The sequence below is a fragment of the Exiguobacterium sp. SH3S3 genome (genome assembly GCF_004337115.1).
GTDB classification, from domain to species: domain Bacteria; phylum Bacillota; class Bacilli; order Exiguobacteriales; family Exiguobacteriaceae; genus Exiguobacterium; species Exiguobacterium aurantiacum_A.
Genome location: NZ_SJUU01000002.1, coordinates 171,736 through 186,699 on the forward strand (window position 1 = coordinate 171,736; position 14,964 = coordinate 186,699).

Consider the following 14,964-nt stretch of genomic DNA (forward strand, 5'->3'; position numbering starts at 1 on the left):
AGCCGGGGCCTTCTGTATACTCCTGCGCGAGCAGGTTGGAATTAATGGTACGCTCTCACGTATTGGGCAATACCTTCAGCAACACCGATTGCCATGCGCTGGCGTGATGCTTCACTGCGAAGGTGGACAATATCTTGCGGAGACGAGATGAACCCGAGTTCGACGAGTGCTGACGGCATCGTGTTATACGTGATGACGTAGTAGTTCGCCGTCTTGACACCGCGGTTTCTCATCCCTGACATTTCACCCATCAAATTCGATTGGATGTTCGTTGCGAGCACCCGACTCTTGGCACTATGGGCCGACGAGGTCGAGTAGAACGTTTCGACTCCGTTTGCTGCGGATGTCGTCGCCGCGTTCGTATGCAGGCTGACGAAGAGATCGCCACGTAAGTTTCTGGCCGCTTGGACACGTTGATTGAGCGTCAAGTAAACGTCTGTCGAACGTGTCAACCGGACTTCGTAACCATACTTCGAACGAAGATACGCTTCCGTACGTTTCGTCACGTCGAGTACGACCGTTTTCTCATAAAGCGAACTTCTTACTGCACCCGGATCGGTTCCACCGTGTCCGGCATCGAGAATGATGACCGCACCACTTGATGCGCTAGGCTTCGAAGCCGATGCATACGCCGTTGAGATGTAACCATCACGGTTGTTGTATTTAATCTTGTAGAAGCCGTTCGATGAACCGTAGTGGTCGACTTGCGTGCCGTGTGCAAGTTTGCCGAGTATCGTCGAGCTGGCCGAAGCCGTCGCTCTGACGTTCAAGACATCACCCGGTGTGTTGATATACACTTTCCCTTGTGGCGATGCAGCAGGTGCTGATGGTGCCTTACCAGCAGTCAACCATGAAGTCGGCGTGAAGTAGGTCTTCGAACCGACAAAAACGTTCGACCAGCTTGAGTTGTACGTGCTGTACGTGACGGCCGTGTACTGCGGCAAGACGAGAAGCACTGCTGAACTTTGACTCGTTTTACCGAACAAGTTGATATTGCGATTGGCGTATCCTTGAATTTTTGTCTCTACTGGTTTCGTCGCCGTAGGTGACGAGACAATCTGTTTAATGTACGCGGCCGAAGCATAGTAGGTACGATTATTCAAATACACTTTATGCCATGATTTGTTATAGGGCCCATACTTTACCTTTGTGCCTTTCGGTAGCGTCTTGACGACCGTTCCCGTCGTACTCGGTTTCGTTCGAACGTTTAAATTGACAGTCGTTTCGCCTGTCGATGATGTTTCTTGCGTCGTAACCGTCGTAGGTGACGAGACAATCTGTTTAATGTACGCGGCCGAAGCATAGTAGGTACGATTATTCAAATACACTTTATGCCATGTTTTGTTATAGGGCCCATACTTTACCTTTGTGCCTTTCGGTAGCGTCTTGACGACCGTTCCCGTCGTACTTGGTTTCGTTCGAACGTTTAAATTGACAGTCGTTTCGCCTGTCGATGATGCTGCTTGCGTCTTGATCGTCGTCGGTGACGAGACGATCCGTTTAATATACGGGGCCGAAGCATAGTAAGTGCGACTATTTAAATACACTTTATGCCATGATTGGTTATAAGTCCCATACTTTACTTTCGTGCCTTTCGGTAACGTCGTGATGACGGCTCCCGTCGTGCTTGGTTTCGATCGAACGTTTAAATTGACAGTCGTTTCGCCATCTAATGTCGATGCCTCAACCGCAGGGATTTGAGCACCGAACAACAACAGCGATAAGATGAGAGCAACTTTCAATAGCTTCATTTTCATCCAAAATATTCCTTTCTTCTCGCGCTAATTTCTACTAACAACACCTTCATAGTAGCATAACGCTTTTTAAAAAAAAGTAAGTAATTGAAAAAAAGATGCATATTTTTGATAAAAAGGGGAATACTTTTCTACCATTTTTTACGAATGATGATAAATTTGTTTATTTCATGCCATTCTTCGTCGATTATGAACGATTCTGGCACCTTCCAGTCTTGCTCGAGAGAGGACGTCATGATGAACGGCTCGTCCGGTTGACGAACGACGAACCCATCCAGCCCTTCGACATGGGCAATCTTTAAAAATCGTTCCATGTTATATTCTCGTTCTCTATATCGGCTCGCTTCCTCCGAAGGTTTAGCCTCAATTCCTCCCCAATATCGACCAGGTTTAAAACGCGTGTACAATCGCACCGATGATTCGGTGATCGGATCAGGCGTATGATCGAACCGCCCGAAATCGCGCGCGGATTTCTCATCGATCAGCGAACCGATTTCCGCATACAAATCAAGCTCAATCTCGCGTGCGATATCGAACACCGCTGCTTGGACGCTCTCGATTCGATACTGTAACGAACCCGGTGTCGATGATGCTTTCAATTTTTTATCCCCTTCGTAGGCGTTCAAGGTCCGGGCAACCTCCCCCGCTTCCCGAACGAGCGAATAGTAAGCGCGATGAACGAGGCGCTCGCCTCGTCCGTTCGATTGATCGTCAAGTTCGATCGCATACTGATTAGCGAGACAAGTTGAAATGACGAATACGTCTAACAGCTCTTCCACGAGCGCTGCTTCGTCCTGGTCATGCAAGGCACCACCCACTTCCCCCACTTCTTCTAATAATCTTGCCAAGCCTGATAACGGCCGCCAATATCCTCCTAAGTGGATAATCATCCGATCGATTTTCTGTTGAATCTCCTTCATATTTACTCACCTATCCATCCTCTTCATTTACCAGTTGCGTGGTATACTATGCTCAATCCAATTGTTAGGAAAGGGGCAACGCCTCATGTCTCCTGTAAGACTTTGGCAATTACTTCGGTTTCTCCTTGTCGGCATCGGACTCGTGCTCGTTATTTGGGGACTGAGCGTCCTCTTTACGTACACGTATCCTTTCGTGTTCGCTTTCTTGTTATCCTTGTTGACAGTCCCCCTCGTCAACTTGTTCGAGCGTGAAACGAAGATCCCGCGTGCCCTTGGCACCCTCGTTTCACTGCTAATCGTCATGAGTCTTGTCAGCGGCGTCATCGCCATCGTCGTCACCCAATTGATCCGTTACTTGACGATTGCGGCCGAAAAACTTCCAGACCAGATCGAGACGTTCACTGCCTACGTGCAGCGTATGTTCAATCAAAAAATCGCCCCGTTCGTCAACGACGCCTACGACAGCATCCAGCGGTTAAACCCTGGTCAAACGACATCGCTCGAAGGTGGCATCACTGAAATCGGCGTCCAACTCGGTGCCGCGATCGGCGTCCTGTCACGAGGTGTCGCCGGGCTCCTGCAAGACATCCTGAGCGCACTCCCGCTCGTCCTGCTCTTGTTCGTCGTCATCGTCCTAGCCTGGTTCTTCATCACGAAAGACTGGCCGTCTTACATGCGTTCGATCGAACGGTTGAATAAACGAAAAGGCTTTAAAGAGTTCGAACTCGTCATGCTCAATTTACGTTCGGCTTTGTTCGGCTATGTCCGGGCCCAATTGACCCTCATTTCCATCACGTTCGGAATCGTCTTGGTCGGGATGTTCATTCTACGTGTCGACAACCCGTTCTCATTCGCCTTGTTAGCCGCCTTCTTTGATCTGTTGCCTTACCTCGGTGTCGGGACACTCTTAGTGCCATGGGCAGCCTACGCGGCCATCTCAGGCGACTGGTTCAGCGCGATCGGGCTTCTCGTGCTCTATATCCTCGTCATCGTCCAACGTAACTTGGCCGAGCCGAAGATCGTCGGCTCTCATATCGGCCTCGATCCGCTCGCGGCTTTGATCTCGATCTTTGTCGGTCTGCAACTGTTCGGTGTCCTCGGTTTCATTTTAGGACCAGTCCTCGCGGTATTGCTGAAAGCACTCTACAACGCCCAAGTATTTCATTACATATGGAAGTTCGTCCTCGGACCGATCCAGACACCAAAAGAGCGATGACGCGGTCATCGCTCTTTTGTCTTCGGTACCGCTACGAACGGTAATCCCTCTGTTTGATGCGGATGCGTCTCTAAGCCTGTCGTACCGGCCTCATAGGCGGCGACGGCAAGGATACATGCGTCGATGATATCGTCGACTTTGACGTTCGACATCTTCCACTTCCACGGCGAACTTTTCGAATAGCGCCGCAACAGCTCGATCCGTTCGGCCTCGCCGGCCTCAGTCTTTTTGCTGAAATCGGCCTCGTGTCCGGTCATGACGGAGAAACAGACTTCCGGATGCGACTCATACACGTCTTCAGCCGTAATCGTTTGAAACTCACGAATACGCGGCACGAGGTTCCATGCTTGCTTGCTGATTCCTTTTCCAATCAGTTCGCGGCTTCTCACATTGGCGGCTTCATACGTCTGTTCCATCACGACGTCTTGAATCGGCGGCGTGAAGATCGACGACTTCCGTTGCTTCAACTGGGCCCGCATCCACGCATCGCACGTCCGGTCCGGGTTTGAGATCGTCCCGAGATCGTTCGGCATGTCGACGAAGTGGATTGCCCCGTCAATCAATAAATCTTCCAACTGTTCTGAGATGGTCAAGCACAGCGAGATGCTATCGTACGTGATACGTACCCAGCCTCCGCGTGCCCCATCAATTCCTACTCCGACCACGGCGTCCCTCCTGAATCAAAAACAAAACTCCGAGCACCGCACTAAAGACGGATACCCCCAACAACAACTGGCTCGGCCAAGCCGCATAGCCGAGACCTGCGACGATGGCCAAACCGATCAACATCAATCCGAATTTCAACGCTTCCATCCTTCGAGCATTGACGCAAGTGTACGTACCATGACACCGGTCGGGCCTTTTGGACCGAGATCACTCGCCGCAGAACGCTCGCTCGTTCCCGCGATATCGAGGTGGAGCCACGGCGTGTCACCGACGAACTCGCCGACGAACGCGCCACCGAAAATCATATGACCGTAACGGCCCGGTGAGTTGTTCAAGTCAGCGACTTCAGATTTCCGAACTTGCTTGATGAACACATCAAAGTAAGGCATTTGCCAAACGAGCTCATTCGTTGCTCGGCTCGCCGTCTCTAGTGCCTCATAGAGCGAGTCGTCGTTCGTCAGGCAACCCGTCACCTCAGTACCGAGCGCGACGAGTACACCGCCTGTCAGCGTCGCTACGTCGATGATGGCTTTCGGCTCATACGTCTTCGCGAACGTCACCGCATCGGCAAGAACGAGTCGTCCTTCCGCATCGGTATTGAGCACTTCGATCGTTTTCCCGTTCATCGCCGTAATGACGTCGTCCGGTTTGAACGCGTCTCCTGAAATCATGTTGTCCGTTGCCGGAATGACGCCGAGCACGTTGACAGCCGGTTTCGTCGTCGCGAGCGTCTCAAACAGACCGAGCACGGTGGCCGCACCACCCATATCGCCTTTCATCCCGACGATCCCGTCTTTCGGCTTGATCGAGTAACCGCCCGTGTCGAACGTGACACCTTTTCCGACGACGGCAATCGGCGCATCGTCACCGGCACCGTTGTACTCGAGCACGATCAACTTCGGCGGGATTATCGAACCTTGATTGACGGCGAGCAGCGCCCCCATACCGAGCGCCTCCATCTCTTCTTTTTCAATGATTCGATAGCTGAAACCATGACGCTCGGCCAGGTCGACAGCGTAGTCGGCTAGCGCCACTGCGTCCAAAATGTTAGCCGGCATCATCGTCAACGTCCGAGCGACGTTGACCCCACGCCCGTATGCGGCACCCGCTTCGACGTCCGCTTCGTTCGCGTCTCCTAAAAGGGTGATCGTCACGTCCGGTGTCGCCGATTTTGGCGCCGACTTGTATGTAGGATGCTCATACGTCGCCATCTCATACGCTTCGGCGAACAAGCTCGCCGTGCCTGGTTCAAACGTGTCGAGCGCGACCGCAACGTCCGTGAAGGCGCGGGCTTTGATTTCTTTCGCGACTTTCCCGAACCAATTCCGCAAGTTTTCGACGGACGAATCGTTACGTTGTCCTAAACCCACGAACAGCACGCGTTTGATGTTCCCCTCAAACGTCGGCACGATCGAAACTTCCCCTGTCTTCGTCGAGATGTCAGCTGACTGGATGAGCGATTTGACGCGCCCGTTGAACAACGTGTCGAGCCCTGCTTCGACGGCGTCGGCTGCCCCGATTCCGACAACGACCGTGTCGTGTGAACCGGTCCAGTCTAATTCAGCGAATTGATACATATTTGCCACTTCCCTTCTTTATATAAGGTAAGCATAACGAACTTCATCGAAATAATGAAATAGTATGCGCAATCGTCGCTAATTCTTCAAATTCAAAGGCTATCTCCTCGTTGTGACGATGATTTATTTTATGATAGGATAGGAAAGTACGCAATCAGGCATCCCTCGTGCTCGAGGCGAGGCCACTTTGTTCGGTCGAGGCTTCCCCTAGTAGTAGACCGTTGCTACTTTAATCTTCCGGGTTTTCGTTAGTTCCTTTTTCATTTCGGGTAAGAACTAACGAGGTAACCGTCGGAAAAAACACTATTTCTTTGAAGAGAGGGATTACGCTTATGTCACACATTAAAGGTATTGGCGCATCTGCAGGAATCGCAGTTGCGAAAGCATTCGTCATGGAGACACCTTCATTTGACATCCCGACGAACAAAATCGAGGACGTAACCGCTGAGAAGGCGCGTTTCCAAGCAGCCATCGATCAGTCGAAAACAGAACTCGAAGAAATCCGCCAGATCACACTGCGTGAACTCGGAGAAGACAAGGCTGAGATTTTCTCGGCTCACTTGCTCATCGTGGAAGACCCAGAAATCGTCTCGCAAGTGAACGAAAAAATTGAAAGCGAACACATGAACGCTGCGAAAGCGCTCGATGAAGTCGCTCAAACGATGATCATGATCTTTGAATCGATGGACAACGAGTACATGCGCGAGCGCGCGGCTGATGTCCGCGACGTCACAAAACGCGTCATGGCCCACATCCTCGGCGTCACGTTCATGACACCTGCTTCAATTTCAGAGGAAGTCATCATCATCGCTGAAGATTTGACACCGTCTGATACAGCTCAGCTCAACCGCAAATACGTCAAAGGGTTCGCGACAAACATTGGCGGTCGTACGTCACACTCGGCCATCATGTCGCGCTCACTTGAAATCCCGGCAGTCGTCGGAACAAAAGTCGCACTCGAAGAAATCAAGAACGGCGACCTCGTCGTCATCGACGGGACAGAAGGAGACGTTTTCGTCAATCCGTCTGAAGAACTCGTCAATGAATACGTCGCAAAACGTGCGTCATTCGAAGCGTACAAAGAAGAATTGAAGCAACTCGTCAACGAAGAGTCTGTCACTGCAGACGGTCATAAAGTGAAACTCGCGGCGAACATCGGGACACCGAACGACCTTGAAGGCGTTCTCAAAAACGGTTCTGATGCGATCGGTCTTTATCGGACAGAATTCCTTTACATGGATTCAGAAACGTTCCCGACTGAAGAAGAGCAGTATACTGCATACAAAACAGTAATCGAAGGTATGGAAGGCAAACAAGTCGTCATCCGTACGCTCGACATCGGTGGAGATAAAGAATTATCTTACCTCGACCTCCCGAAAGAGATGAACCCGTTCCTCGGCTATCGCGCCATCCGCCTTTGCCTTGAAGAAACGGACTTGTTCCGCACACAACTTCGCGCCCTTCTCCGCGCCTCGGCTCACGGTGACCTCGCTATCATGTTCCCAATGATCGCGACACTTGAAGAGTTCCGCGCGGCGAAAGCCCTTCTTCTCGAAGAAGAAGCGAAGTTGAAAGCAGAAGGCATCGCTGTCGGTAACTACGAGACAGGGATGATGGTCGAAATTCCTTCGACAGCTGTCATGGCGAAACAATTTGCGAAAGAAGTCGACTTCTTCTCTGTCGGCACGAACGACTTGATTCAATACACGATGGCAGCTGACCGCATGAACGAGAAAGTCTCGTACTTGTACCAGCCGTTCAACCCGGCCATCTTGAACCTTCTCCACAACGTCATCACAGAAGCACACAAAGCAGGCAAATGGGTCGGCATGTGTGGCGAGATGGCTGGAGAAGAGCTCGCGATTCCAATCCTGCTCGGACTTGGCCTCGACGAGTTCTCGATGTCGGCTTCAAGCGTCCTTCGCGCACGTAGCCTCGTCAAACGTCTTACGAAAGCTGAAACAGAAGCGATCGTCAACGACGTCCTCAACATGGATACAGCCGAAGAAGTCGTCAACTTCATCAGCCAAAAATTCGATATTAAAGCATAATCAAAAGTGGCTCTCGCAAAATTGCGAGAGCCACTTTTTTTTGCGCTTATTCCGCGCCTTTGTCATCCGTTCTAAAATCGAGCGCTTCCCCGGCGACGACCGTCTCTCCGAACGGTACGACGACGACTTTGCCGTCCCCGTTCGTCCAAATGATCGGCGTGATAAGCGACGGGACTTTGTCACGGATCAAGTCGAGGTCGACATCGAGCAGAATATCTCCCGCTTCGACGCGGTCGCCTTCTTTCACTTTGGCGACGAACCCTTCCCCTTTCAGATTGACCGTATCAAGACCGACGTGGATGAGAATCTCGCGTCCGTCGTCCGCGAGCAGCCCAATCGCGTGTTTCGTCGGGAAGAACGTCGTGATCTGACCAGTGACCGGTGCCACGACTTGGCCGGAACTCGGCTCGATCGCGAACCCTTCACCCATCATCCGGCCCGAGAAGACTTGGTCCGGTACATCGTCAAGCGACAAGATGACACCGGACATCGGTGCGAGGAAGCGATGGTCGGCATGCTCGGCCGCTTCCGGCGTGATGACCGCTTTTTCTTTCGGTTTGTACTCGCCACCTTCGATGATGGCGGCAATTTGCGACTTGAGTGTATCGGATTTTGGTCCGAAGATAGCTTGGATGTTATCACCGACTTCAAGCACACCGGCGGCACCCAGATCTTTCAGCAAGTCTTTATCGACTTGTTTGACATCGTTCACGGTGACACGGAGTCGTGTGATACAAGCATCAAGATGCTTGATATTCTCAGGACCGCCGAGACCGACGAGCACTTCGTACGGAAGGTCATCGCCGACGACCGTTCGGGCGCCACGTCCTTCAGCGACGACGTCACGACCTGGAATCTTCAAATCGAACTTCGTGATCGCGAAACGGAATCCAAAGTAATAGATGACCGCGAAGACGAGACCGACTGGAATGACGAGCCACCAAGCCGTCCGGTTCGGTAATACCCCGAACAACATGTAGTCGATGAGTCCGCCCGAGAACGTCATCCCGATTTTTACGTTTAGCAAATGCATCGTCATAAACGAGAGTCCAGCGAACACGGCATGAATACCGAAGAGAAGTGGTGCGACGAAGACGAACGAGAACTCGACCGGTTCTGTGATCCCCGTCAAAAATGAAGTGAGGGCTGCTGAGAAGTAAAGTCCTTCTACGTCTTTACGACGCTCTTTCGGAACGGTGTGGAACATGGCGAGACAGGCGGCAGGCAATCCGAACATCATGAACGGGAACTTCCCGGTCATGTACGTCCCGGCTGTGAAATCGACGCCGTCACGAAGTTGGGCGAAGAAGATCCGTTGGTCCCCTTGGACGAGATCCCCCGCTTGGTTCGTATATTCCCCGAACTGGAACCAAAACGGTGAGTACCAAATATGGTGCAGACCGAACGGGATCAACGAGCGTTCGACCAATCCGAAAACGAAGGCGGAAACCGCCACGTTCGCCTCAATGATCGTGCTCGAGAACGTATTGATGGCAGTACCGATCGGCGGCCAGACATAGGCCAGCGCAATCCCGATCACCAAACTGAACGCGGCGGTCGCAATCGGAACGAAACGTTTACCGGCAAAGAATCCTAAGAAGTCCGGCAACTTGATGTTAAAGTACTTGTTATACGCGAACGCGGCAATTAAACCGGCGATGATACCCCCGAATACCCCCATTTGGAGCGTCGGGATGCCAAGTACCGATGCATAGGCAGGATCCCCCTGGACAATTTCTGCAGTAATCCCGTTCCACGTACTAATAACTTTGTTCATGATCAAATAACCAACGATAGCTGCTAACCCGGCAACACCGTCTCCGTTGGCCAGCCCAATGGCGACCCCGACGGCGAACAACAGACCTAAATTGGCAAACACGATATCCCCGGCATCGGTCATGACTTGCCAAACGAGGACGAGTGCATCATTTGCCAAGAAAGGTAACAGCGAAACGAGATCAGGATTTTGGAACGCAGTACCAAAGGCGAGTAATAGACCGGCTGCCGGCAAAATCGCAACCGGAAGCATGAGCGCTTTCCCGATCCGCTGCAATACACCAAACACTTTCTTCCACATCATGGTTCCTCCTTTTGTCAGAATACTTACTTTTCCCCATCTGATACCAGGCTGAAACCGTTTCCCCACACAAAAAAAGCCAACCCTTAACGGATTGGCTTAATACTTAGTTTGCTTTCTTTTCGTTACCTGAAGCGATGACCGCTTGCATCTCTGATTTCAATGCATCCGAACGCGGTCCAAAGATGGCTTGAATGTTGTTACCGACTTCGAGGACACCAGCTGCCCCGAGACGTTTCAACTCTTCTTTGTTCACTTGGCTCTTATCTTTAACTTCGACGCGAAGACGTGTGATACATGCGTCAAGGTGTTTGATGTTTTGTGAACCACCGAAACCAACGAGGATATCTTGTGCAAGTTCCGAACCAGTAGCAGTTGATTGCTCAACAACTTCATCTTCACGGCCCGGTGTTTTAAGGTTGAACTTACGGATAACGAAACGGAATCCGAAGTAGTAGATGACTGCGAACGCAAGTCCGACTGGAATGACGAGCCACCAGTCTGTACGGTTAGGAAGAACACCGAAGAGAAGGTAGTCGATCAAACCGCCTGAGAACGTCATCCCGATTTTGACGTTCAAAATGTGCATGACCATGAATGAAAGACCAGCGAAGACTGCGTGTACTGCGAACAAGAGTGGAGCGACGAACAAGAATGAGAACTCGATCGGCTCTGTGATACCTGTCAAGAACGATGTGAGTGCTGCCGAAGCCAAGAGACCACCGACGACCGCTTTACGTTCAGGACGTGCTTCATGGTACATCGCAAGTGCTGCTGCAGGAAGACCGAACATCATGAACGGGTACTTACCAGTCATGAACGTACCGGCTGTAAGCTCGGCACCGTCACGGATTTGAGCGAAGAAGATCGCTTGGTCACCGCGGACAATCGTACCAGCTGCATCCGTGTATGATCCGAATTCGAACCAGAACGGTGAGTAGAAGATATGGTGCAAACCGAACGGGATCAATGAACGTTCGATTAAACCGAAGACGAACGCCGCTAACGTGCGGTTTTCAGTCAACATGAAGTTCGAGAACGTGTTCAATCCGTGCTGAACCGGTGGCCAGATGAGAAGCATGACGAAACCCGCGACGACAGCCAATACAGCTGTGACGATCGGGACGAAGCGCTTACCAGCGAAGAAGCCAAGGAATTGCGGCAATTCGATATTGAAGTACTTATTGTATGCCCAGGCCGCTATCAGACCGACGATGATACCACCGAAGACACCTGTTTGAAGTGTTGGGATACCAAGGACTGACGCGTAAGATGGGTCACCTTGTGCGATGATCTCAGGTGTGAGTTCGAGCCAAACACCCATGACTTTGTTCATGATGAGGAACCCGACGATGGCTGCGAGTCCGGCAACGCCGTCCCCTGCTAAACCGATCGCGACACCGACTGCGAATAAGAGTGCTAAGTTCGAGAAGATAATTCCGCCTGCTTGCTCCATGAGCTGAGCAAACTTGACAACGCCTGCGTTCGTCAACCAACCAGCGCGTGACGTAAGGGCCGGGTTTTGCATCGCGTTACCGAATGCGAGAAGAAGACCGGCTGCCGGCAAGATCGCAACAGGAAGCATAAGCGCTTTACCGACTTTTTGAAGAACACCAAAAATCTGCTTAAACATGATAAATCCTCCTTTTGTAATTGTTTGTGTTGAAACCGAACGTAGATGTCAGACAACCGACGTATCTAAACGTTTTCATAATGAACGTTTATAAAAACAGAAACAGGCATGAATAAGGTACAGAACGTAGACTTCTCCTAAATAGAGAAATCGTAGCCGTTCCACTCCTTACTCATGCCTGATCGAATCAGTAACACGTAAGATACGTGGTATCAGTTATCTACTTGTAGTCAGTCGCTGGAGATGCATCGTCAAATATGTCGCTTCACCTCGTGGGACAGGACGCTTTAATTCGCGTTCCATGATGCCCATCAGCTCCCAAGCAGTACTATAGCATAGCGGATATTCTTCACGCAACACCTTTTCTATTTTTTGTGGGGCCTCGACCGTCTCACCTGTCGCAACCCGCTCAACGGCGTACCTTAAGTGCCGAAGTAAGCGCTTATAATCGAGCGAAGTCCGGTCCATTTTGACGTTCAAACGACTCTCAATCGTCTGAACGATCTGTCCGATGATTTGATTATGACGATTGACTTCGAGGACGTTTTTAAACGTCGTCGCCGAATGGATATGAAGGGCGATAAATCCGACTTCGGCATCAGGAAGCAACACGTCGAGGCGCTCGTGGATCATGTCGACGATCCGTTCGGCGAGCGCGTACTCGTTCGGATAGAGCGATTCGGTCTCGAGCAAGAACGGATTCGTCACTTCCATCCCTTGCTCGATTCGTTTCATCGTAAAGAACAAGTGATCGGTCAGGCCGATGTGGATATGTTGGTCAACTTTTTTCCCCGTGCTGCTCTCGATAAAGCCGACGATGTCTTGCATGAAGGCGATGAAGTCTTCATCGACGTGCTTCACGAGCTCGCGGTATTGAGATTGCTCTTCTTTGTCCGTCAATTGATACACTTTCTCCGGGACGCTGGCCGGGTCGACAAGATCGCCCGCTTTCTTGCCGAAGCCAATCCCCTTCCCAAGCAGAATGACTTCCGGATCCGTATCATGTTGACAGATGACAACGCTATTATTCAACACTTTTTTGATCGTATACATCGGTAATGTCATTCGTATCGCATCCCTTACTAATTAAATCGTTATCTTATCTAGTATATCGGTTCAGCTTCTAAAAAAGTAGGCAGAAACCAAAAAAAGACGAACATTTCTGTCGTCTTTAAAACATCGAGTAACCGCTCTTACGCAAGTACCGGATGGTGACCCCTGCCAAAATGGCACCGAGCAATCCGAATCCGAGCATAAAAATGTCGAGAAACTGCAGACCGAGCAGACGCTCATAGACGTTCGCGAGCGCGGTCGATGTTTCCGTGACGTAGCTTGACAGCTTGACGTTGTCGATCATCATGATGACGAAAATCGGATAGATGAACACGAGCGTCCACGTCTTTTTGAGCAGCATATTCAAGATGAACCCGATGCTGAAGAAGATGACTAAATATAAAATCGCGCCGATGACGGCTTGGATGATATGCATGTGATTGCCCCCTTTTCCCGTTGTCTATTATACCGAAAAGAAATCCGCTTGGTCAAAGAAGTTCACTGAATCGTTGACATGAAAAAACAGCCCGTTCAAATGAACAGGCTGCTCGTTGGCTCAACCGAATCAGAATTTACCTTTTTTAAGGACGAGACCGTATTTTTTGAGCTCGATAAAGTGTTTGTTGTCGATGACTTTCTTCATGAATGAAGCGTTGCGACCGAAGATCTTTTTGCCCATGACGATTCCGATTCCATCGTTATGGCCAAGTGACGCGACCGTCCCTTTGCTCTCATACGTGAACTTCGAAGTCGACTTGCCGTTGATGAGCGCAGCGATATTTTTCGCCACGTTGTGCGCTTGCTGTGTCGCAATTTGCGCCGTCGGCGGGTACGGACGGTTTGATACCGGATCCATGACCGCTGAGCAGTCACCGATGATGAAGACGTTATCGTGGCCAGGGGCACGGTTGTCTGCCTCGACCATGACGCGGTTACGGACCGCTTCGAAGCCAGACTTCTCTACGGTCGGACTGCCGCTGACGCCGCCTGTCCACAGGATCGTGTTCGCTGCGATCGTCTCTGTCGTCTCACCTTGGAGTGGACCGAACGTGACGACACCTGGCTCTACAGCTTTGATGCCGTTGCCGAGTTTCATCTCGACGCCGTTACGCTCGAGCCATTTTTGCGCATACGTCGTGAGTTCCGGGTCGAACCCTGGAAGAACCGTTGGCGCTGCCTCGATGTTGACGATGCGGACCGCTTCACGGGGAACATCGTACTGTTTGCAAAGTTCAGGGACACGGTTGACGAGCTCACCGAGGAACTCGATACCTGTGAATCCGGCACCACCGACGACGATCGTGACGAATGCACGGTCAGATGATCCGCTTGTCTTGTATTGTGCGAACGAGTACTCGATATGTTCTTTAATTTTACGAACGCTGTTGAGCGAGTTGATCGTCATCGCGTTCTCTTTAAGGCCCGGGATACCAAACGTTTCCGGTACGCCACCGAGGGCGAAGACGACGTAATCGTACTCGACAGTCGATCCGTCTTCGAGCATCACTTGTTTGGCTGTAGTATCGACGCGATCGACGATCCCTTTGACAAGTTTAACGCGTGATGCATTGACGACATCGTTAATGTAGACACGAGCTTGCTCAGGCTTCATCGTTCCGGCCGCCGGCTCATGAAGCCAAGTCGTTTGGTAATGGTAATCGTGTTTGTTGATCAACGTGATGTTTGCATCTCCAGCTGAGAGCGTCTTTTGCAGGTTTACTGCCGTGATGAGTCCACCGAAACCTGCGCCGAGGATAACAATGTTAGGTCGTTTCATGTTCATTTCCACCTTATTTTAAAAGTTTTGTTTTCCTGAACAACTATGTTGTGTGTTTTTTCACATAGATGTTCACAATAAAGCCTAATTCTTGTTCAACCAATGTTCACAATTGCTTCCCGTTCATTGTACGACGTTTAATCTGTTTTCTCAATGAAAAAGCTTATCTTCTTGAATTTTTTTCGAAAGTATTGCATCTTTGTACTGAATGGATTTAGTTCACGTTAGACCATATAATAG

10 protein-coding genes and 2 pseudogenes are annotated in these 14,964 nt (G+C 50.8%); 2 read left to right on the forward strand and 10 right to left on the reverse strand.

What is annotated here, in order from left to right; translation table 11 throughout:
• Positions 1–41 precede the first annotated feature (41 nt).
• The gene (locus tag EVJ28_RS02610; RefSeq protein WP_131487932.1) at positions 42–1,757 is read right to left on the reverse strand and encodes an N-acetylmuramoyl-L-alanine amidase; all 1,716 of its coding nucleotides are present in this window, start codon (positions 1,755–1,757) and stop codon (positions 42–44) included.
• A 128-nt stretch (positions 1,758–1,885) separates the two neighbouring features.
• Positions 1,886–2,674, reverse strand: a complete 789-nt coding sequence (locus tag EVJ28_RS02615; RefSeq protein WP_131487934.1) for a MazG nucleotide pyrophosphohydrolase domain-containing protein — start codon at positions 2,672–2,674, stop codon at positions 1,886–1,888.
• An 85-nt stretch (positions 2,675–2,759) separates the two neighbouring features.
• Between EVJ28_RS02615 and ytvI the strand changes: the two genes are divergently transcribed.
• Entirely contained in the window at positions 2,760–3,890 is a 1,131-nt protein-coding gene (gene ytvI, locus EVJ28_RS02620; RefSeq protein ID WP_131468300.1) for a sporulation integral membrane protein YtvI, read from the forward strand.
• A gap of 5 nt (positions 3,891–3,895) precedes the next feature.
• On the opposite strand, the gene EVJ28_RS02625 is transcribed toward ytvI, so the two are convergent.
• The 3 genes from EVJ28_RS02625 to EVJ28_RS02630 are packed head-to-tail and all read right to left on the reverse strand — an operon-like array spanning position 3,896 to position 6,133.
• Positions 3,896–4,555, reverse strand: coding sequence for a DUF429 domain-containing protein (locus EVJ28_RS02625; RefSeq protein WP_131487936.1), 660 nt, complete (start codon positions 4,553–4,555; stop codon positions 3,896–3,898).
• Complete coding sequence (locus tag EVJ28_RS14080) at positions 4,536–4,703, reverse strand: hypothetical protein (RefSeq protein WP_161566945.1); 168 nt, start codon at positions 4,701–4,703, stop codon at positions 4,536–4,538. Before EVJ28_RS14080 ends, EVJ28_RS02625 begins: the two co-directional genes overlap by 20 nt.
• Positions 4,691–6,133 (reverse strand): leucyl aminopeptidase, encoded by a 1,443-nt coding sequence (locus tag EVJ28_RS02630; RefSeq protein WP_131487938.1) that lies wholly within the window; start codon positions 6,131–6,133, stop codon positions 4,691–4,693. Before EVJ28_RS02630 ends, EVJ28_RS14080 begins: the two co-directional genes overlap by 13 nt.
• A 332-nt stretch (positions 6,134–6,465) precedes the next feature.
• Here EVJ28_RS02630 and ptsP point away from each other — a divergent pair, with 332 nt between their 5' ends.
• Positions 6,466–8,184 carry a phosphoenolpyruvate--protein phosphotransferase gene (gene ptsP / locus EVJ28_RS02635; protein WP_131487940.1) on the forward strand — a complete coding sequence of 573 codons (1,719 nt, stop codon included), beginning with the start codon at positions 6,466–6,468 and terminating at the stop codon, positions 8,182–8,184.
• A gap of 139 nt (positions 8,185–8,323) precedes the next feature.
• Here ptsP and ptsG (EVJ28_RS02640) read toward each other — a convergent pair.
• From ptsG (EVJ28_RS02640) to EVJ28_RS02660, 5 genes and pseudogenes are all read right to left on the reverse strand, one after another.
• Positions 8,324–10,261: pseudogene (gene ptsG / locus EVJ28_RS02640) on the reverse strand (glucose-specific PTS transporter subunit IIBC); the annotation flags it as partial.
• 133 nt (positions 10,262–10,394) lie between these two features.
• A pseudogene (gene ptsG / locus EVJ28_RS02645) lies at positions 10,395–11,894 on the reverse strand (glucose-specific PTS transporter subunit IIBC); the annotation flags it as partial.
• A gap of 216 nt (positions 11,895–12,110) precedes the next feature.
• A complete protein-coding gene (gene glcT, locus EVJ28_RS02650) occupies positions 12,111–12,959 on the reverse strand; it encodes a glucose PTS transporter transcription antiterminator GlcT (protein WP_070328766.1) in 849 nt (282 codons plus the stop codon).
• A 106-nt stretch (positions 12,960–13,065) separates the two neighbouring features.
• Entirely contained in the window at positions 13,066–13,383 is a 318-nt protein-coding gene (locus EVJ28_RS02655) for a YuiB family protein (RefSeq protein WP_070328765.1), read from the reverse strand.
• A gap of 129 nt (positions 13,384–13,512) precedes the next feature.
• A complete protein-coding gene (locus EVJ28_RS02660) occupies positions 13,513–14,724 on the reverse strand; it encodes an NAD(P)/FAD-dependent oxidoreductase (protein ID WP_131455946.1) in 1,212 nt (403 codons plus the stop codon).
• Between the last annotated feature and the right edge of the window lie 240 nt (positions 14,725–14,964).